Annotated in this window: 18 protein-coding genes and 1 tRNA gene; 8 read left to right on the top strand and 11 right to left on the bottom strand. The window is 62.8% G+C overall.

Going from position 1 to position 17,490, the window contains the following annotated elements:
- Positions 1-163 precede the first annotated feature (163 nt).
- Positions 164-1,429 carry a conjugal transfer protein TraB gene (locus tag B0G71_RS08270; protein ID WP_258875535.1) on the top strand — a complete coding sequence of 422 codons (1,266 nt, stop codon included), beginning with the start codon at positions 164-166 and terminating at the stop codon, positions 1,427-1,429.
- Positions 1,430-1,438: 9 nt separating this feature from the next.
- Here B0G71_RS08270 and B0G71_RS08265 read toward each other — a convergent pair whose 3' ends face one another.
- Entirely contained in the window at positions 1,439-1,765 is a 327-nt protein-coding gene (locus B0G71_RS08265) for an HU family DNA-binding protein (RefSeq protein ID WP_404935326.1), read from the bottom strand.
- A 338-nt stretch (positions 1,766-2,103) separates the two neighbouring features.
- Here B0G71_RS08265 and B0G71_RS08260 point away from each other — a divergent pair, with 338 nt between their 5' ends.
- From B0G71_RS08260 to B0G71_RS40915, 3 genes are all read left to right on the top strand, one after another.
- Complete coding sequence (locus tag B0G71_RS08260; RefSeq protein WP_093633921.1) at positions 2,104-2,295, top strand: hypothetical protein; 192 nt, start codon at positions 2,104-2,106, stop codon at positions 2,293-2,295.
- A 90-nt stretch (positions 2,296-2,385) separates the two neighbouring features.
- Positions 2,386-2,847, top strand: a complete 462-nt coding sequence (locus tag B0G71_RS08255; protein ID WP_116140934.1) for a hypothetical protein — start codon at positions 2,386-2,388, stop codon at positions 2,845-2,847.
- A 690-nt stretch (positions 2,848-3,537) separates the two neighbouring features.
- Positions 3,538-3,984 (top strand): hypothetical protein, encoded by a 447-nt coding sequence (locus B0G71_RS40915; protein ID WP_128586059.1) that lies wholly within the window; start codon positions 3,538-3,540, stop codon positions 3,982-3,984.
- 799 nt (positions 3,985-4,783) lie between these two features.
- On the opposite strand, the gene B0G71_RS08245 is transcribed toward B0G71_RS40915, so the two are convergent.
- Positions 4,784-4,857: transfer RNA gene (locus B0G71_RS08245), tRNA-Gly, on the bottom strand.
- Positions 4,858-5,256: 399 nt separating this feature from the next.
- Here B0G71_RS08245 and B0G71_RS08240 point away from each other — a divergent pair.
- Positions 5,257-6,783, top strand: coding sequence for a phospholipase D-like domain-containing protein (locus B0G71_RS08240; RefSeq protein ID WP_258875534.1), 1,527 nt, complete (start codon positions 5,257-5,259; stop codon positions 6,781-6,783).
- A gap of 67 nt (positions 6,784-6,850) precedes the next feature.
- Complete coding sequence (locus B0G71_RS41925; RefSeq protein ID WP_258875533.1) at positions 6,851-7,147, top strand: hypothetical protein; 297 nt, start codon at positions 6,851-6,853, stop codon at positions 7,145-7,147.
- Positions 7,148-7,670: 523 nt separating this feature from the next.
- Here B0G71_RS41925 and B0G71_RS08230 read toward each other — a convergent pair.
- The 9 genes from B0G71_RS08230 to B0G71_RS08190 form a co-directional block, all read right to left on the bottom strand.
- On the bottom strand, positions 7,671-8,246 hold the full coding sequence (locus tag B0G71_RS08230; protein WP_116140928.1) for a single-stranded DNA-binding protein: 576 nt from the start codon (positions 8,244-8,246) through the stop codon (positions 7,671-7,673).
- A 137-nt stretch (positions 8,247-8,383) separates the two neighbouring features.
- Positions 8,384-8,884, bottom strand: coding sequence for a hypothetical protein (locus B0G71_RS08225; RefSeq protein WP_116140926.1), 501 nt, complete (start codon positions 8,882-8,884; stop codon positions 8,384-8,386).
- 16 nt (positions 8,885-8,900) lie between these two features.
- A complete protein-coding gene (locus B0G71_RS08220; RefSeq protein ID WP_116140924.1) occupies positions 8,901-9,971 on the bottom strand; it encodes a PFL_4669 family integrating conjugative element protein in 1,071 nt (356 codons plus the stop codon).
- A 159-nt stretch (positions 9,972-10,130) separates the two neighbouring features.
- Positions 10,131-11,750, bottom strand: coding sequence for a hypothetical protein (locus B0G71_RS08215; protein ID WP_116140922.1), 1,620 nt, complete (start codon positions 11,748-11,750; stop codon positions 10,131-10,133).
- Positions 11,747-12,265: a hypothetical protein gene (locus tag B0G71_RS08210; protein WP_116140920.1), complete on the bottom strand. Its 519-nt coding sequence runs from the start codon at positions 12,263-12,265 to the stop codon at positions 11,747-11,749. The genes B0G71_RS08215 and B0G71_RS08210 overlap by 4 nt, the downstream gene beginning before the upstream one ends.
- On the bottom strand, positions 12,246-12,719 hold the full coding sequence (locus tag B0G71_RS08205; RefSeq protein ID WP_258875532.1) for a DUF2857 domain-containing protein: 474 nt from the start codon (positions 12,717-12,719) through the stop codon (positions 12,246-12,248). Before B0G71_RS08205 ends, B0G71_RS08210 begins: the two co-directional genes overlap by 20 nt.
- Positions 12,720-12,907: 188 nt before the next feature.
- Complete coding sequence (locus B0G71_RS08200) at positions 12,908-14,785, bottom strand: ParB N-terminal domain-containing protein (RefSeq protein WP_116140916.1); 1,878 nt, start codon at positions 14,783-14,785, stop codon at positions 12,908-12,910.
- A complete protein-coding gene (locus B0G71_RS08195; protein ID WP_116140914.1) occupies positions 14,782-15,675 on the bottom strand; it encodes a ParA family protein in 894 nt (297 codons plus the stop codon). Before B0G71_RS08195 ends, B0G71_RS08200 begins: the two co-directional genes overlap by 4 nt.
- Before the next feature lie 67 nt (positions 15,676-15,742).
- Positions 15,743-16,003, bottom strand: coding sequence for a helix-turn-helix domain-containing protein (locus tag B0G71_RS08190; RefSeq protein WP_116140912.1), 261 nt, complete (start codon positions 16,001-16,003; stop codon positions 15,743-15,745).
- Between the two features lie 133 nt (positions 16,004-16,136).
- Here B0G71_RS08190 and B0G71_RS08185 point away from each other — a divergent pair, with 133 nt between their 5' ends.
- Together B0G71_RS08185 and B0G71_RS08180 are read left to right on the top strand one after the other, a co-directional pair.
- On the top strand, positions 16,137-16,574 hold the full coding sequence (locus B0G71_RS08185; protein ID WP_116140910.1) for a helix-turn-helix domain-containing protein: 438 nt from the start codon (positions 16,137-16,139) through the stop codon (positions 16,572-16,574).
- Between the two features lie 151 nt (positions 16,575-16,725).
- Positions 16,726-16,938: a hypothetical protein gene (locus tag B0G71_RS08180; RefSeq protein ID WP_116140908.1), complete on the top strand. Its 213-nt coding sequence runs from the start codon at positions 16,726-16,728 to the stop codon at positions 16,936-16,938.
- The last annotated feature ends 552 nt before the right edge of the window (positions 16,939-17,490 follow it).

Here is a 17,490-nt window from a genome sequence, read left to right as displayed (position 1 = left end):
GCGTCTCCGCTTCCCGCCGCCTGGAATATCGACGAGCAATTTCTTCAACAACAAAATGGCCATCGCATTGCGTTGGTTCGATCGGCCCGACGGGGCAACAGCGCGATTACACTTGCGAGGTGTCCTCCTGCTTCGGGGGATTCCGGGTTACCGCGGGCTGCTGATGATGCAAAACACCGAATTTTCTGCTTCGCCCCAGGCTGCACTCACAGGACGTCAACACCCGTCGCGCGTGGCCCACACGCTTCTTGCGGCAGGGATTGGAACGGCGGTCGCACTGACTGCCTGGTATCCCGGGCACTACGCAATCGCGCTGCTGGCGTTGCCGGCCGCCTGGTCGAGGTTGCGCAGCCAGCTCGCTGCCTTCATGCTTTGGGCCAGTTATTATCTTGCCGGCGCACGCGACATCCCGATGGTATGTGCGCGGTTCTTCGGGGGCTACGACGAGCTCACGCGGCCGCCCGCGCTCGCGCTCGGCATGGTGCTGTGGGTGCTTCAGGCCATCGTACTTGCGTTGCCCTGGGTCCTGCTCAAACCCGGTCGCTCGCTTCTTGATCGCAGTCACGTCTGGCGCGCGGTGGTCGCGACATTGGTCGTCACTGTTCCGCCGGTCGGCATCATCGGGTGGCTATCGCCGCTCCATGTGGCGAGCACACTTTATCCTGGATGGCGATGGGTTGGCATGGGCCTGGGCATGGCTGCGCTGTGCGCCGCCGCCATGCCGCAAGCGTGGCCCAGGACGCGGGTCACGTGGACGGCACTTGTATGCCTTTCTGTCTGCGCACATTGGCAGTTCGGCTCTGCGGCACCGCCTGCCGGATGGATCGCGGTCGACACAGCACTCGGTCGCTTTGACCAGTCCAGCTACACACCGCTCTACGAACGCAACGCGCGGCTTCAGGCAATAGCCCGGCGCGCGTTCGCAGCAGGGAACATCGTCGTGATCCTCCCCGAACAAATCGCCGGTTTGTGGCGCGCTTCGACGGCGCTCTGGTGGCGTGCCGATATCCAACGCATGCGCGCCATCGGCCAGACACTCGTGATCGGGATAGACATCGCCGTGAAGACCGTACCGTTGCGGTACACCGATAGCGCGATCATCATTGGTGCGGGGCATGGCCGTGTCAATAGCCGGCAACCTGTACCGCTCGCGCTATGGCGCCCGGGAGGAGCAACCAGTGCCGTCCCAGGGAGTCTCGCGCAACCGTATCCCGTTATCGCCGGTAAGCGCGCGGCGATATCACTCTGCTACGAGGATCTGCTGTGGTGGCCGCACTGGCGCACATTAGTTGAAAAGCCGGATGTCGTTATCAGCCAGTCGAACGGCTGGTTCGACGGCGACCTTGCGCTGTCGCGCATCCAGCAACAGGGGATCGCGTCGGTGGCGCGTCTGGCGGGTGCCCCGCTGTTACGCGCCACGAACAGGTAACCGTGCTGCTTACCTGCTGCCGTTGACCGCGTCCTTGAACGCCTTGCCAGCGGTGAACTTCACGGTCTTTGCCGCAGCGATGCTGATTTCCTCGCCCGTCGCCGGATTGCGGCCCGTACGCGCGGCGCGCTTGCCCTGACTGAACGAGCCAAACCCGACCAGTTGCACCGTCTCTCCCCTGACCACGGCTTTCGTGATTGCGCTGACAACGGCATCGATTGCCTCACCCGTGATGGACTTGCTCGAGCCCGTAGCCGACGCAACCGCATCAATCAGTTCCTGCTTGTTCATTACCTTCTTCCTCTTCGTTGAATGACATCCCTGGTGGCTTCCCATACGCTGGGTAGCTTGCCGGTAGCGTCCGAGATACGGATTGCGTACCCTATCGCGAAGACGGCACGCACGCAAGTCCGTCCGGACGCCATAGCACAATGGGCGCGTCGCCGCGATATCGATCGCGCCGCGCAAGTTTCAAATCAGTGAGTTCGGTTCCACGACAAAGGGACAGCGATCCCGGGTACCAGCGGATGCGCCCATCCTCGCATGGTCGGCTCCCAGCGTCTTACGGGTATTCCTCCGGTTCATTTATTCCGGGCGTCGCCAGGGTCTTGAAAACCAACAAGCAGTCGCCATACTGCCTTTCCGATCACCTGGTCTGCCGGACGGCACCTCACATGGATTACCAAGTCAGCTACGAGCACAGCCTGAGAACCGATCCCGACGCGTTCATCGTACGGGTGCCATCGCAGCGCGTGGAAGGCATCCCAGACAATCTTCTCCGGGATCTCCTGCCCGATTACATTACCGAGCTCATCCTCCAGCGCTCACCAGCAATCGGAAAGATTCGAAACCTTCGAATTCTTTGACAATCAGGCTCATCCGGCCGGCAGGTATGGACCGCCGCACGCGCAGGCTGTCTCAACCGTCGCCAGCTGCACCAAATATTGACCAATCAAATGAGTCGGAAGTCTTCCTCGCGTTCGCGCCCGCCGCTGGGCAAAAGCATGCTGTTGCCGCTTCCGGTTGCCCGGATCCGGTCACTTTCACTCGAACATCATCTCGCACTGGAAACCATCACCAGCGGCCACGGTAACGTCGATTTGCTGGTATGCCTGCTCAAAGCCGTCTATACAGCCTGGTATCTTCGGGAGGAAATACCCGCAAGCGCCGGCAGCCGACCTTTCCAGCACGCGGAGGCCGCGCTTGAACGATGTATCGCCAGGGCCGAGCGTGGCGAAGCCTGGGAGATGCTTGATGCGGACAAGAGCGCAATTGAAAAAGTTTTGTTACTTCATGACAAACAGCTCGCGACAGTGCCTGCTCATCGCTTTCTGATGGCGCTCGATTCGCTTAACCACTTTGCCGTTGGGGGACTGAAATCACCGATCCCGCCATTGACGTGCACCGACCAACATTAGGCTGAACGAACCTCTACGCCGAGGTTTGCCGGAAGACTTGCGGCAGGTTGTCCTTGTTGGATGATGCCTTAGCCCGGTCATCGAGCGGACTACCGTAAGCGATACCGAGGATTCCTCCCGCCTGTTCCCGGTATTCGGCGGGCCACATTGGAACATCAACATCACCCTCGAAAAAATCTTGAAGCCCGCCCTTCTCAAAGCACCAATCAAGACAACATCGTTCGTTTTACTGAATTAGTGCGTGGGCCTAGCGGCACCACGCGGAGCCACGATCATCCTCCGAATTTGTGAGATTAAGCATCGCTTTACGAGGTAAACCGTCTACGATCCAATTGCTTCGGGGCCTAAAGTAGACCTTACGGCCATGCTGTCGAGAGTTTGATGGTTTTAAGGCATTGAAACGCCCGGCGGTCAAATGATCGCCGCGACTCCCGAAGAAGCTCACCATCAATAGAAACCCGTCGGCGGTCGGCGTGTGCGCGCGCCCGAGATTACGCGAAGGCGCGGCAGTGACTTCAGTGGCGAAAGCGCAGCACCACCTTGTCAGCACGCTTCAGGTGCTCTGCTGCCCATATCGCACGTAACGACGTGTGGCGACGGGCCACAGCCAGATATTTTGTTGCGCCAGATCGCCGGCCAAACCGATCCGCGAATCCGCGACGTGATCATCGCTGCCGACCGACGGCGTCGATGATCGGCTGGAAATCGAACAGGTATGCCCTCCGTTCAGATCCGTCGATCCGAATTTCGCTGGCAGTGGCTGACGCAGCATTCGCATTGTCCCCAGGGATTGGCGTCTCGAGAGGCGACATCTACGATCCACCGGAACGACCAACTGCTGACGCGCCACTCGTCGGTCGACGCCGGCCGGAACAATGTCGGGACGACGATCAGATCACCTTCAGTCGGGCATTCGCGGCCAACTCTGCTGTCACTGGCGGCCTGCTGGCCCGGCTTACGGAATGGTATGGCTTCCCCCGCCCGAACGCAGCAAAAATCGTCACCGCGATCAAGGCACGAATCGAGTCGGTTGTAGCAAAGACCGCCAGCCCGAGCGAGGCCATGCAAGGGATGGTCTCCGATGTTCAGGCGCTGCTGCCACGTACAACCAAGCAACCCGAAAATTCGAGACTTTAATGGAATCCCGATGCTTTCCGACCGCACCAGTAAGCAATCGCGTGGTGCGACCGGAAGCAATCCTCACCGGACTGGGCAGAATCGCCGGCAACATAACACGAGCCCGATCGAGCATTCGACCTTGGCCGCAGCGAATTCGACACAGCGACGGGAGCGAGGCGACCGGCACCGCAGGAACTGACCAGCGAAGTCTTTACACTTGATTTGCACTCCTATGAGTTTTCATCCGTGACTATCCGCCCCGTCTCACTCTTATTATCAACTCGTCCTGAAATTGTTGTGAAGCGAAATGAGCACATTGGTCCAGTTCGGTCTCTCATGGGAATGCCTGGCGCCAGCGGTACCTCGCACGCGCGGGGCTCGATCATGCTGTACGGACCATGATCCCATCGCGGTGGTGACACCTTCGCGGCCCAGCCGTACTATAACGACAACATCGGCAACCGCATCCGTAACAACAACAACGCGGTCAAGTATCAGAGCGTCACTACGACGGTTGCAGGTCTGGCGGGCTCTACGGCTTCGATGCGGCAGGCGACTGTGTCGACAGTCGTGCGTACAGCTTGGGGGCGTCATACAGGTTCGGAGGATTGACCGTTGCCTCCGTCTACCGCCAGTTGAACAATTGCGGATCGTCCAGGAAAGTGAGTGGCGCAGTGGCAAGCACAGACTCGACGTTGTATGCATCGCTTCAGCGCACCGGGGTGCCGGCGTCAATTACGCATTCAGTTCGGGTGCTGCTGCCGCAGTTGTCAGCCAGACCCAACTGAGCCGACCCAGCCGGTCTACGGCTGCGTGATGGAGCGGGTGAAGGGAATCGAACCCTCGTCGTAAGCTTGGAAGGCTTCTGCTCTGCCATTGAGCTACACCCGCGCGGCACGCATTCTCGCACAGCTAACGGCCTGGCGACAGGCATCAGAAGCACTTTCCTGAAATCGGGCAAACGCGAGCACCGCAGCGCATCTGCGTCGTCGCTGCCATCACGTGCGTCACCGCGACGATCGGAAAAGCATCCGGCATCTTCACAAGTCGACCAGTCAACGGTGCGAAGAAGCCCGTACCCGGCAGATGGATCGATACCAACCGCCCGGCCGTGTACCTGCCAACAATCCGGCCAGCCGCGCGCGAGGTGCGCTGACTCGCGGCGGCGGCACTGCATCCTGAATCACAAAGCACCTTCCGGGTTGTCACAAATGCATCATCGGCCGCGCTCACGATGCAACGGGTGGTGGCCCCAGAGCCGCTGCCAGGAACAACCACCAGGAGATCATCTTGTCCGTCATCCGATCCGCCAGGGCTTACGCCAACAATGCTGTCGCTTACGTCGCATGGTCTGTCGAACAGGTCATTGCCGAGTGTCTTGGATTCGAAATCACCCGCATTTATGCAGACGGAACCGAACGTCCACTGGCTGCGTGGGTTGCCTTTGAAGGCCAGTCCAATCCCGACTGGGTGCCGCAGACCACGTCGGTCTGGCCTGTACAGAAATTCACCTGGCGCGACCTTACCGTGCGGCAGCGCCGTGATGAAGCCAGTCTGCGCCCGGCAGACCCCATTGTGAAATACCGCATCCGCCCGGTGGCCCGCATGCGCGACGGGTTGCAACCCGTCGCGGCACCAGCAGTCGCGCAGTACACAGGCGCTCCGCTGCCACTCGGTTATCTTGACGAGGGCATCGAGACGGGCGATATCAAGGTCACCAGCGACTTTGGCGAGATTCACGCCGCATTCAACAGCGGCATCCTCTCCACGCAGTGGCTTAGCCACGCAATGGAAAAGACGCTCGGTCATGTGCCGACCAAAGGCGATGTCAAGGACGAGATCGTCAAAGTCGATAGCCCGATTCGCGCCTACCTGGCGGGCGACCTTCCAGATCTGGTCCAGGGCCTCTTCGATCGCCTCCACGGAGGCGGTGAGCTCTATCTCGCGCTTTATGAACTGACCGACCCGTTGCTACGACAGCTGATCGTCGAGCATGCGCCCAATGTACATCTCATCCTGTCGAACTCCAGCTTCGACAAGACCACCAAGGCCTGGGACACCGAGAACGATCTGGCCCGCAAGAAGTTGCGCGAAGCCGGCCTTGCGGAGATGCACGACCGCATGTTCAACAACAATGGCCATATCGGGCACAACAAGTTCGCCGTCTATGTAGACCAGCATGGTCAGCCCCAGGCGGTGCTCTCAGGCAGCCTGAACTGGACGGAGAACGGCTTGTGCGCCCAGAGCAACAACAGCTATGTGGCCGGGCACCCGGAGCTTGCTGCGCAGTTTCTGCAGTACTGGAACGACCTGCGCGACGACACCAGCCATTTCGAGGAGCCACAGCCCAGCTTGGCGCCGGCGCGCAATGTACAGGGCGCGCAGCTGCGCAGCGCCAACGCCGGGGCGCTGCCGGCAGTCACCCTCGATGCGGGTGCGCTGCGGCTGTGGAGGTCGCCCAATACGCGGCAGGCCAACAAGCCGTCCAGCAACCCGGCCTTGCCGCCCGATCTTAACGAGGTGTACGGTTTCATCCGTAACGCAAGGCAGGCGGTCTTTTTCGCCGTCTTTCTGCCCAGCGTGAAAGGCGCGACCAGTATCGTGCAGGAAGCAATCGACATGGGCCGCAAGGACACCAGTCTGCTGGTGTACGGGGCCATCAGCAGCCCGATGGCGATGCCGAACTACATCAGCCCGCAGGATCGCGCAGACGGCGGCGACGATGACAGTAGCGACGCCCAGGACAGTCACTACCAGCCTTCGCTCTTCGAAGAAAGCGGCGTGCACATCGTGCGAGCGAACGCGCTCTTCCGGTGACATCACGGGCAACTTCGAGCGCGAACTGCTCAGCGCCGGCAACGCCATCATTCACGACAAGATCCTTGTGATCGACCCGCTCTCCGAAGACGGATGCGTAGTCGTCACGGGTAGCCACAACCTGGGCTACAAGGCCTCGTACGCCAACGACGACAACCTCGTCATCGTGCGCCGAAACCCGCAACTGGCACAGGCGTACATGGTGCATGTGCTGGATCTCTACGAACACTACCGTTTCCGCGGCGTCCAGGCGGAACTCAAGCACGAGGGCAACCGCCCGTGGAGCGGCTTTCTGCACACCGACGCGGGCTGGCAAAATCCCGCGAGCATTGAGGCCCCCTCCCTCGCGCACTATCTCGGTTGAGAGTTGAAGCGACCGGGCGCACGTCCCGATGATGGCGTCTGTGCGCCCGGCGGTGCGAGTCCGTCATTCAATGACACGCTGCAAATGGCCACACCAGATTCTTAGATTCTTACGTAACGCATTTGCGCGCCCGGGGCGTTCGGGCAGGCGATGCGGCGGTCTGGCGGGCGTTGGCTGCGTCATCACTCGAACACGGTCTGGTCACACAGCAGAAAGCGGCAGGCCGGACCTGACGCCGCATGCTGGGGACAATGAATCTCGACGGTCGCCGTAGAGCGCCCTGCCCCGAAACGACCACCCTCTGAGACCCGGACGTGCCATCCGCGAAAGCACGCGACAAAAGGTTCGTACCGCGCGACGGCCAGGCCTTCGGATACAAGCGCACGCAGCATCCGCTCTTCTTCGATATCCGCTATGACGGGACATGCGCTGCCGTTCGTGGCCGCGTCCTCCCGCGAAGCCCGGGAATCCCGCCGCGGCTCGACGCACGAACGGGAACTGCAGCGGCAGCAATCAGGGTGCGTCATTGCGCTTGCGTCCGCGCAGCCCGACGCGAACGCCGGCTGGCAGAATGGGAGGACCTGGCGTCAGGTTCTGGGGAGTCCGATGGTGGCGCATCGTCCTCGATGGCCTCGGCCTGCGGTGTGTCAGCGTTGTCCGGATCCTCCGACCCGGCTGCACCCTGGTCGGGCGACGAACCATCCGGAGTTTCTGCTTCACGTGTCTGCCGCGCCCGATACACGACCTGGTCGATCCGCACGAGATTGAGCGAGATGGACTCGGCGTCGATATGCGCGCCGGCGTCCGCCTCATTGTCGCGGGTGACCCACGGACTGACATAAAAGTCGCCGCGCACGACAACGCTGGCACCGGTGCGGATGTGCTGCAGCACACGCTCTGTAAGGCGCTCGTTCCAGATGGTCACGTCGACGGGAAATGTCCGCTCTTCGCGCTGCTCCAGCGTGCCGTCCTCAAGCCGCCGGTAACTGGCGGACATGACGCGCAACTCGACAATGCGGCGCGTGCCGCTCGCGGTATTGACCTGTTTCATCGTCGGCGACACCAGCACGTTGCCGACCAGTTCTGCATAGATGCCCATTGCGAAACTCCGTTCATCAAGGGATTGCCCCTTTAATTCGAACGTTCGAACGCGCTGTCCACTGCCTGCTTTACTGGTGGGCTGCTCTGCGCCAGCCTGATGATCTCAATCACGCCACGACGGGACCCGCGCCTGTCTCAGCTCTCATCGGTCCGTCGAACCTTGACCGTGCCGTGCTCCAGATACATCGCGAGCTGACTCGCCGCATAGCGGAACACCGACTCCAGTGCATTAAGCTCTTTCGCGCGCGCATTGCACTGCTGCAGGTAGGTGCGCAGCGGCGCCGGGATGCGGTTGAAACAGCCCTTCACACGATGCCAGCCGACCGCATGCGGCGCGCCGCGCATAAACCAGTCGAGCCGGTGGCGCGTTGCGCCACTCGCGAGCGCAATGCGTACGCAGCGAAGCGACACGTCGAGCCCGGCGGTCGCACTCTCCGATGCCAGCGTCTGCATTTCCGTGACCGTCTCGTCAAGCCAGTGCTCGTATGAACGCAGCAGCACGCGTATCCCGGGGTCGCCCGCGATCCGCGACACGGGTAGCGCCATCGCCGGCTCGCCCCTGGCCGCCGCCTTGCGCTCGCCCTTACCCTTAAAGGCCTTTGAACGTCGATCCAGATCCGAAGGTCGGTCAGTCATTGCCGCAGTCCTCGCATCACGGGACCAGCGCCGCTGCCGCAGCTTCCGCGACCGCATCGTCCCCGGACAGCCGCACACTGTCGAGCAGCCGCAGTTCCGCGTCCGACAGACGGCTCACGCGCCTCCGGCTGTGGCGCGGTTCGCGTGCGCCGGTGAAGACATCGCGCGGCAACACACCGAGCAGCGCGCGGGCGGCTTCAACGCGCTGGCGTGCGGCAGTATCCGCATTCGGCAGGAAGTCGACCCGCGAAAGCGGCAGCAGTTCGGCGCGCGTGAGCACGCGCTGGCAGTGCACCGCGAAATGGAACACGGACAGGCACCGGTGTCTGGCCGACCCGATGCGCCGGAAGCCTTCGGTCGACGACATCAGATCGCGCAGTACCGCGGAGCGCACGAGGCGCACCAGATAGTCGAGCTCGACCAGCAGCATCACGATCATGTAGCCGTACGGCGAGCCAAAGCCGAGCGAGACCTGTGCGGGTTCGCGCGATTGCAGCACCGAGTACTCCAGGCCTTTTTCGCGTGCAGCATCCAGCAACTGGCGGGCACGCTGCTGCTCGAGTTCGTTCGCACGCCGGATACCGGCGATCCGCTCGGCGATCTCGATGAGCTTCCAGTCCGCGTACGGATTGTCGTTGCCCGACAGTGACCACAACGCACGCAGCGAAGCGGCCACGCGGCGGCCGCCCGCCATCGGATGTCCCTGTTCTCCCGGCGCGATTGATCTGCCGAGAAAAAGCCGCATCGCGTCCCGCGTGTGCAGCCGCATGCGGTCCGCGCCGTCGCTGCCGAGCTGGCCGATGCGGCTGATCTCCTGCGCCTCGTGCGGGCGCACCAGTGAATCGCTGCCCTGTCGCAGCGCGTGCGTCTCGCGCATGTGGTTCAGCGCGTCTTCGCGTTCGAGAAACAGCTGATATCGGCCGAACAGTGGATCGGCCGGATCAGGATCGTCTTCAGCAATCAGGTGCGCGAGGACCGCGCGTTCCGCGTCGAGGTCGTAGCCGTCGGCAAACGGTGAGGACGTGGAGCGCGAGAAGGCATCAACAGCGGGATCAACATGATCATGATGGGCAGACGAGGTGTCCATGAATGGGCTCCTTGAAACAGATAGTCGGTGACCGGAATGGCGAGCACTGCGGTGTTACCCGGGGTAACACGGCGCGCGTGAGGGTAGCCGGCCAGGCTGGCTGTTACCCCGGGTAACAGCAGCACGTTGCAATGCGCGTCGCACAGACGATAAAGTCCGTCATGCATGACAGCCCACCCGATGCGCTGATCGATGCGCAATCCCGGCACGCAGTGCATCCCGGATCGCCGCCAGATGCCGGCACGCGGTTTCGCGCGTTGACACAGGCAGACCGGCCGGGTCCTGCGGGCTGTGCGACGCCACGATCGCGCCCTCGCCTGGCCCTGCCTGCCTGCGCGCCGCCCGTTCGAGATGCGCTCTTGTGGGGATGAACTCCCCGGCGAGATAGCGGCGCACGAGACCTGCGATGTAGGCGACGGGCAGTTGCACCGGCTGATGCCGGTGACCTGCCGCCATCTCGTCGAGCAGCATCTGCCGATCCGCAACAGGAATCCGCGCGAGGTGCGAAGCGACCAATGACCGCTCGCTCACACTGACCATCGCTGGCCAGGACAGCGGACCATCGTCGGTGCCGCCGGTTGTTCGCGGCGAAATCGAACCGCCCACGACAACCTGCGTCGGGCCATGGCCCCGCGAATAGCTGTCGCTCGGGGTTGTCGTAGTCTGGTATGTAATCCTTCCATATACGCGCGCGTCTGGAACGCACGTTTCCCGCCATCGGTAACGGATCAAACCCGCCCACCGCATCACAGTTGCGGCAGCATTCGCGTCCAGTCCTGCCTCCAGTGGGCGACTTCCGGTTGGCGAGTTCGGGCACGCACGTGCGCCCGCGCAGACGGGCGGCCGGTGGACCGGTTCGCTTACTGGCGTTGTGAATGACGCGCTGAACGGCGTACTGAACGACGCACCCTCGTCCTGGCTGTTACCCGGGGTAACAGCCAGCGGTCTGGATGCCGCAGCGCCCTCTTCTTCATGCAGACTCTGCGCGAGCAGGCGTTTGCGCGTCGCCAATCGCTCGCGCATATCGCCGCGCGACGCCAGGCGCTCAAGCTGGCGTTTCAGTTCGCCCGCATTGACCTGGGTGAACACACGTCGACCGGTGCACTGGCGCATGAACTCGCGAATCAGCCCCTGGCGCAGGAGCCGCGCTCTCGCATTGTCGAGCTGACGCCGGTTAAGTCCCAGCGTGCGTTGCCATTCTCCGGCCGTGTGCGTGAACCAGGTACATTGCCGGTCGGCCTCACGGCGCTGCAACTGCACCATGCGCGAGAGCAGTAGCGCGGCATTCACGTTGCCGATGAGATCAACAAAAATACGTCGGTACGCGACAGTCGGTCCCAGCAACGCGTCACCTGCGAACGGGTCCGCCCGCATCGCTTCGATCGATGCCGGGAGCTGCACGGCCATTGCACAGGTCGCGCGAACGGCGGTCGAGATAGCGTCGACCTCCAGCCGGTAATGCATGCGCGCGGGCTGGCCACCCCGCCATTCGCTCACCAGATTCAGCTCCCGCAGGCGCCGCCGCGCATTCTCCTGCTCCTCGCGCGAGAGGCCCGTCTCAAGCAGCCAGTGTTCGCGGGTCTTGTGGACCCAGCCGCCGTTGGTCTCAACGTCGCGCCCGCGTCGCGTCCAGTACACGAGTTGCGAGAGCAGCAGCGCCTGCTTCGGATGCCCGGTGATGCGGGCCATGCGCGTGCCGAAAGCGATGGGCCGATGCGGCCTGAGCAGGATCCACATCGTTTCGAACTCGGTGATATAGGGATGGCAGCCGGGCATCATGATTCGATCTCCTCCGGCTGCTCCGGGTGCTTTGGCTGCTTCGACTGTTGTCCATGATCCGGACGGTCGGGACGTACGGGCGGCCAGACGATATGGGCGGTGCGCTCCTGGGCCTTGCGCTGAAGCAGCGCAAGCACGGCCGGCCAGAGGATGCGGAACTCATCGGCTGACAGCGCCTTTCGCCGGCGGTGCGCGATGAGGCCCTTCGATCGGAGCAGTCGCCGCGCGGCGCGCTGCTGCGGCTCAGTGAGTGCCAGTCGTCGCGCAAACTCATCAGGCGTGATCTGCAGCCAGGCATGCTGTCGCCCGTTTTCGCTTTCAACCGTCGACAGTTCCGTGAGCATGGCGGCCGCGGCGAGGTCGCCGCAGATCTCGACGAAACAGCGGTCGATCGTGATCGGCACGTCGAGCATCGAGAGAACCATTTCAGTCTCGGCAGGCGGCAGCCCGGGTGAATCGTCCCAGGTCTTGCCGGGCAGCAGGTTGCCCTGCGGATCAAGTCGCATGTCGTACATGGTCAGACTCCTGGTGGGAAGAAGACGGGTGACGGTCTCCGGCATCTGCGTCGAGTGCCGCGAAAAGCGTCGCGAGCGACCATCGCCCGTCACATTGCTCATGCAGCGCCAGATAGCGTTCGCGCAGGTCGCCGATGTCTTTGAGACGGGCCCATGCATCGAACAGCTGATCCATCCCGGAGCGCGACAGCGCGCGGGGTTTCGTCGGCGCGAGAACATTGAGTTCGGCTCGCAGCTGCGTGATCGTTGCGCGCGTGGCCGTGCGGAAAAACCTGCGGATCATCGGAATGCTGGCCTGCCGCTCCACAAAGGCGCGCAACAGATCCTGATCGCGCCACTGCCGCTCGATCAGCTCGCAGCGACGCTGCAGCGCGTCCGCATCCACAAAGACACGCAATGCACCAGCGCCCAGCAGATCGCGCGCGAGTGCGGATGAACGGGCATCGCCGAGCACACGCCGGATTCCGTCCGGCAACCGGTCTGTCAGCGATGTCCGCTGGCGCGACGCTGTTTCACATGAAACTTCGGCATCCTGAATGCCCGTAGCGATGTACCGATCTGTCACGCAGGCGCACGCAATCAGCTCAAGCAGCGCGATGCGTTCGAGCGCTTCGCTCTCCAGTCGCAGGAAGGCGGTGTCCATCACGGCCCTCCCCGCTGAAGACGCTGGTCCGCACCGGGCTCGGGCCAGCGCGCGGGCGTAAAGCGTTCGGGATACGCGGCACGGAATGCGCGCGCCGCGCCAATGACCTCGCCCCACCACTGACCGATCGGGTGATCGGGATTGAGCATCACGTCGAACATCACGTCCATGCGATCAGCGAGCAACGGCTCGCCGACGCTCGCGTCACAGGTGCGGTTCCACGTCTCGTCATCGCGGGCCATGTGTGCGAAGCGGCTGTCAGGCGGCACGCGTGTGACGCCGGTGGCGCTGTTTTGCCGTGAAAGGCTCACGAGCCACCACCAGCCGAGATACTGGTTGAGCATCTCCTCGTTACGCTGCGCGTCGGCATCGGGCGAGGAACCGGATGAGAAACCGGGCGATGAACCGGATGAGAGGCCCGGCGACGAATCAGGCGACAAATCGGGCGACGAATCGGGCGAAAAGCGCGGTCTGCCCGGCGGCGGTGGCTCGACCATGAATCCGTACGGCAGCCCTTGCGCATCGCGCACGCAGCCATCGAGACCACAGGTCCGCGCGAAAGCCAGCACCGCCTCCCGGAAAAGCTCACCCTGGTTTGAGGGCGATGCAGCGTACGGCCCGCTGTCCTGATGACCTTCGTCGGTCACCCGTGTGAACGTACCGTCCAGCGCCGGTTGCGGGCCATCGGGCGGTACGTCTGACCCATCAGGTTGTTTCCCTACGGCGGTCGGGGGCGACACGGCCCGATCCGCACCCGGCGTGGCGCGCGATTGTTGGTCGGCGCCTGATACCAGCACGGCCGACAAAGCCGACGAAGCCGACGAGGCCGAGGGACCTGGCGTTGCCCCTGCACGATCCGCGTCGAGAACCGGCGTGACCGATAAAGGTTCAGGTCGTTCGCCTGGCATGCCACCGAGTTCACGTAGCGCATCACCCGTGGCATCCGGCACGCGCTCGAACAGATGACACATCCGGTCCAGGGCATCGCGCGGCACGCCCAGTTCGCCTGCGAGGCGCTGTCTCAATCCGTCGACCAGCTGCGCAGCGTCAAATGGCGTGGACCGCGCCAGCGTACCGGCCGCATCCGGGTTGTCCGGATTGCACCGGGCGGCGATGCCGGTCAGGTGCGGGTCGATCACCCGCGTCTGCAGCCAGTGATCGTCGAAGCCGAGGCGGCGTACGAGACGCAGCAGCATGCCGATGCCGGGCTGGATCACATCGACGAGCGCGCGCCGGCTCAGGTACACCGTGGCCGGCCCCAGGGCCGACAGACGGTCGATCGCGAACTGGAAGAGCGCGAGCAGCACATGACTCACCGGCGCCCCCTCCTGTTCGAGCAGCCGCGAGAACTCACGTAACGACAGCGTCTCGCCCCGCCCGGCTTCCAGATCCGCCCTGAGCGCAAGATAGCCGTTCGCCCTGTCCCAGAAACAGAGGTCAGCGCGCTGGTCGTTCTCACGCAGGTGGGCCGCCAGCAGCTTCGGCTCGCCCGGGTACGGCACGCAGACGAAGTCGTAGTAAAGGAAGCGCTGGTCGCGCGTTTCGTCGTAAAGGGCCGTCGCTGCGGTCACGCGCGAATTGCCGCCCTTCGCCACCACGTAACGCGTCTCGCCAGGACGGCGGGTCACCGTCACGATCTGTTCGATACCGTTCGCGCGGATCGACTCCTTGAGCTCAACGATGCGCTCATGCGATGCCCGCCGTGGATTGCGCTCGTAGACCATCACATCGAGGATCCTGAGCCGGATCACCGAGGTGAGCTGCGGTTCGGGCGTCCGGGCGGCCGGGGGCGGCACGTCCAGGCGCTGCGCGGCGAGCGCCTCGTGCGTCTCGTGCGCCTCGCGCACCCCTCTGAGCGGGTTTGCTGACACGCTCATGCGAGCGCCCCCTGCCCGATGTCGCGAGCCCGGATGTTGATCGTACCGACGTCGACCATCGCACGTCGCGGTGACCCGGCATACACATTCGCCAGCGACGGGAACAGTTCCCATGCGAGACGGTGCATGACATTCCAGGCCGAATTGTCGAACCGGCGGCGACGATCGAAGTCGTGCACGGGAATGCGCGCCGTCGCCGCGGCCGCATAGGCGGCCGCTGACGGGATCACAGTGTCGAGGACCCGGACTTTTGGATGCCCGGCAAACCGCTGCCGCAGCACGGCGGCAAGTGCCCGCGCATTGGTGGTGCGCTCGTGCGCATTGATCAGCGCAAGCAGGTCGCCGGAACGGAAGGATTCGCCGAAGTCGGCCAGCCGGTTCAGCTCATCGAGCATGGCGATCGTACCGTTGGCGAACTCCCCGGCGCTGAGCGCATCCGGCTTCACGGGCGACACCATGAGGTCGGCCGCCATCGCCGCGGACTTCTGCAGTTCGCCTACCGCACCCTGTGTATCGATCAGCACCACGTCATACGGCTCGATCAGCGGGCTGCGCATCGCCCGGCGCAGGATCATCAGGCGATCCTCGCGCCGGCTCAGCCACGCCTGCAGCGCTGCATCGGGCGTATCGGAGTAGACGAGATCAAGATTCGAGAAAATCGTGCGACTGATGCAGTCGATCGACGGATTGCCGCCTGAGGTCACGACAGCGCTCAGAGCCTGCGGTGAACGGTACTGGACGGGAAAGAACCTGCTTAGACCCGGCTGGACATCGGCATCGATCGCGAGCACCTTCAGGCCGAAGGCTACGAGCAGGCCGCCCAGATTGGCGGCGACGGTCGTCTTACCGACGCCGCCTTTGGTGGAGACGAAGGAGATAACTACCGGCACGGTGGGATGTCCAGGACAGCATCATCGCTTGAGTGGAAATTCAGTTAATGAAACAGAATTTGCGTCGCTAGGTCGGGTCGTAAGCCGGCCCATGTGGATCAGGATCGGGCGCCTCAGTGGCGTCGCCCACGGTCCCGTTCGCGCCAGAGTGCGTGAGTTGCGAGGCAATCCACTTTTCATACTCGTCAGCGGGAAAAAGACGACGGCGCCCCACGCGGATTGACGGTGGCATCGGCAGCCCGAGCGTGAGCCGGTTGCGTGCAGTCGCTGGCGCGATATGCAGCTCGCGCGCAATCTCTTCCAGCGTGTAAAACCGGCTACCGATCATTTTCCCTTCATGACGCGTCGACGCATCATGTCTCCAGAAAACGCCCGTTTAATCCAGGTACGTCCAGACTTGTCCATTACTCAATTGTTCCTATAATCAAGGCACAAGATCACTCTAGGAATGTGAGACAGACATGTCAAGCACCACGGATCACGGCGACTACCATCAGCGTGTCGCGCAGGTGCGCGAACACCTCGGCCTGTCGCAGGACAAGATGGCCCGGCAGCTCGGCCTTTCCCTGCGTGCCTATGCGAATTACGAGCGCGGCGAGCGTGCGGTACCGGTCGAACTGCTGCGCGCGCTCTATGAGCAGTTTTCAGTCGATCCCGTCTGGCTGATGACGGGTGACGGCAACATGATTCTCGACCGCGATGTGCACTACCGGCTCGACCAGAAGACGCTCGACAGCGTGCTGGTCGCCGTCGCACGCATCGAGCAGCGTCTTGATGTGCCGCTCGACGCGAAGAAAAAGGCGCGACTCATTGGCCTGCTCTACGAGCAGTGCCAGTTGCTGGGCGAGAGTGCCGAGCAGATCCTGAAGGACTCGCGCATCAGTCGTCTCGCACGCTGATTGCGGTCAGTGATTGCGCTCAGGTCAACGACGAGAACAATTCTGCAATGATGCCCGTCGACCATCGTTCCAACATTAATCTTCAGACGTAGCGTTTTGTGACGCATGCGTGAAAGCGCCTGTGATATCGCCATCGGTCGTGGAGAAAGGAATGGGACGCCGGGAAGAAATCAGCAAGGAACTGGACGAACTGGCCATCGAGATCGAGAAGGACGCGCTGCTTGCCCGTGGCAGGCAGGCCGCGAAAATCGCATTGGCACCCGAAACGCATATCCGTCTTGAATTCGTCATTGGACAGCACGCGCCCACCAGCGTGCAGATCTGTATCTCGACGGAGCCGGCCGACGATGGCGCACCAGCATAGCGCCGCGCGTTCTGTTCGTGGCGCCGGCCGGCCCGCTGATTCCTGAAAAATTCCCCGAGCCGTTGATCGATTCTCCGCGCGGAATATCGCGCATCGTCACGTGACGGAGCCTCCTTTCGCGGAGTCGATGAGGGGACCCAGTTGACGCCATGACCGTGGTTTAGAGCAAGAACGCCTGTGACCATCTTCATCGCGAAGCACCGCGTCACCCCGGGATCCATACAGGATATCGACGATAGAGCGCCCAGACTGACGCTGTAACCCACACGATCACCTGTCTCTTCAGTCCTTCTTCAAGGCGTGCTCCGTGATGTTGCGTGAGGTTGCGTGATAGAGCGGAACGTTTCGCAGTCCTGCCTGGCATTTGTCGCGTGCCTCCAATTCCCGCGGCGCCGCGCACGTCATCCGCCCGATCATACCCGCGCCCTTCATTTCATTGCCGCCGGAAACGGTCGGCAAGAATCGAAAAACATCGCGCACGCCGTTGCCGAAAATGCAACCGCATGAATATTTTCGCAACGCGGGATCAAGCGCGCGCTGGTTTCGTAATAT

It is taken from the genome of Paraburkholderia sp. BL27I4N3 (genome assembly GCF_003386115.1).
Lineage (GTDB): Bacteria > Pseudomonadota > Gammaproteobacteria > Burkholderiales > Burkholderiaceae > Paraburkholderia.
The sequence above is the reverse complement of the archived record's forward strand: the minus strand, read 5'-3'. Positions and strand labels throughout refer to the sequence as shown.

Bases quoted from the DNA above. Each gene is read 5' to 3' on its own strand.
- B0G71_RS08270 (WP_258875535.1), top strand. From the start codon at position 164: ATGATGCAAAACACCGAATTTTCTGCTTCGCCCCAGGCTGCACTCACA.
- B0G71_RS08265 (WP_404935326.1), bottom strand. From the start codon at position 1,765: ATGGGAAGCCACCAGGGATGTCATTCAACGAAGAGGAAGAAGGTAATG.
- B0G71_RS08260 (WP_093633921.1), top strand. From the start codon at position 2,104: ATGGATTACCAAGTCAGCTACGAGCACAGCCTGAGAACCGATCCCGAC.
- B0G71_RS08255 (WP_116140934.1), top strand. From the start codon at position 2,386: ATGAGTCGGAAGTCTTCCTCGCGTTCGCGCCCGCCGCTGGGCAAAAGC.
- B0G71_RS40915 (WP_128586059.1), top strand. From the start codon at position 3,538: ATGATCGGCTGGAAATCGAACAGGTATGCCCTCCGTTCAGATCCGTCG.
- B0G71_RS08230 (WP_116140928.1), bottom strand. From the start codon at position 8,246: ATGGGCATCTATGCAGAACTGGTCGGCAACGTGCTGGTGTCGCCGACG.
- B0G71_RS08225 (WP_116140926.1), bottom strand. From the start codon at position 8,884: ATGACTGACCGACCTTCGGATCTGGATCGACGTTCAAAGGCCTTTAAG.
- B0G71_RS08220 (WP_116140924.1), bottom strand. From the start codon at position 9,971: ATGGACACCTCGTCTGCCCATCATGATCATGTTGATCCCGCTGTTGAT.
- B0G71_RS08215 (WP_116140922.1), bottom strand. From the start codon at position 11,750: ATGATGCCCGGCTGCCATCCCTATATCACCGAGTTCGAAACGATGTGG.
- B0G71_RS08210 (WP_116140920.1), bottom strand. From the start codon at position 12,265: ATGTACGACATGCGACTTGATCCGCAGGGCAACCTGCTGCCCGGCAAG.
- B0G71_RS08200 (WP_116140916.1), bottom strand. From the start codon at position 14,785: ATGAGCGTGTCAGCAAACCCGCTCAGAGGGGTGCGCGAGGCGCACGAG.
- B0G71_RS08190 (WP_116140912.1), bottom strand. From the start codon at position 16,003: ATGATCGGTAGCCGGTTTTACACGCTGGAAGAGATTGCGCGCGAGCTG.
- B0G71_RS08185 (WP_116140910.1), top strand. From the start codon at position 16,137: ATGTCAAGCACCACGGATCACGGCGACTACCATCAGCGTGTCGCGCAG.
- B0G71_RS08180 (WP_116140908.1), top strand. From the start codon at position 16,726: ATGGGACGCCGGGAAGAAATCAGCAAGGAACTGGACGAACTGGCCATC.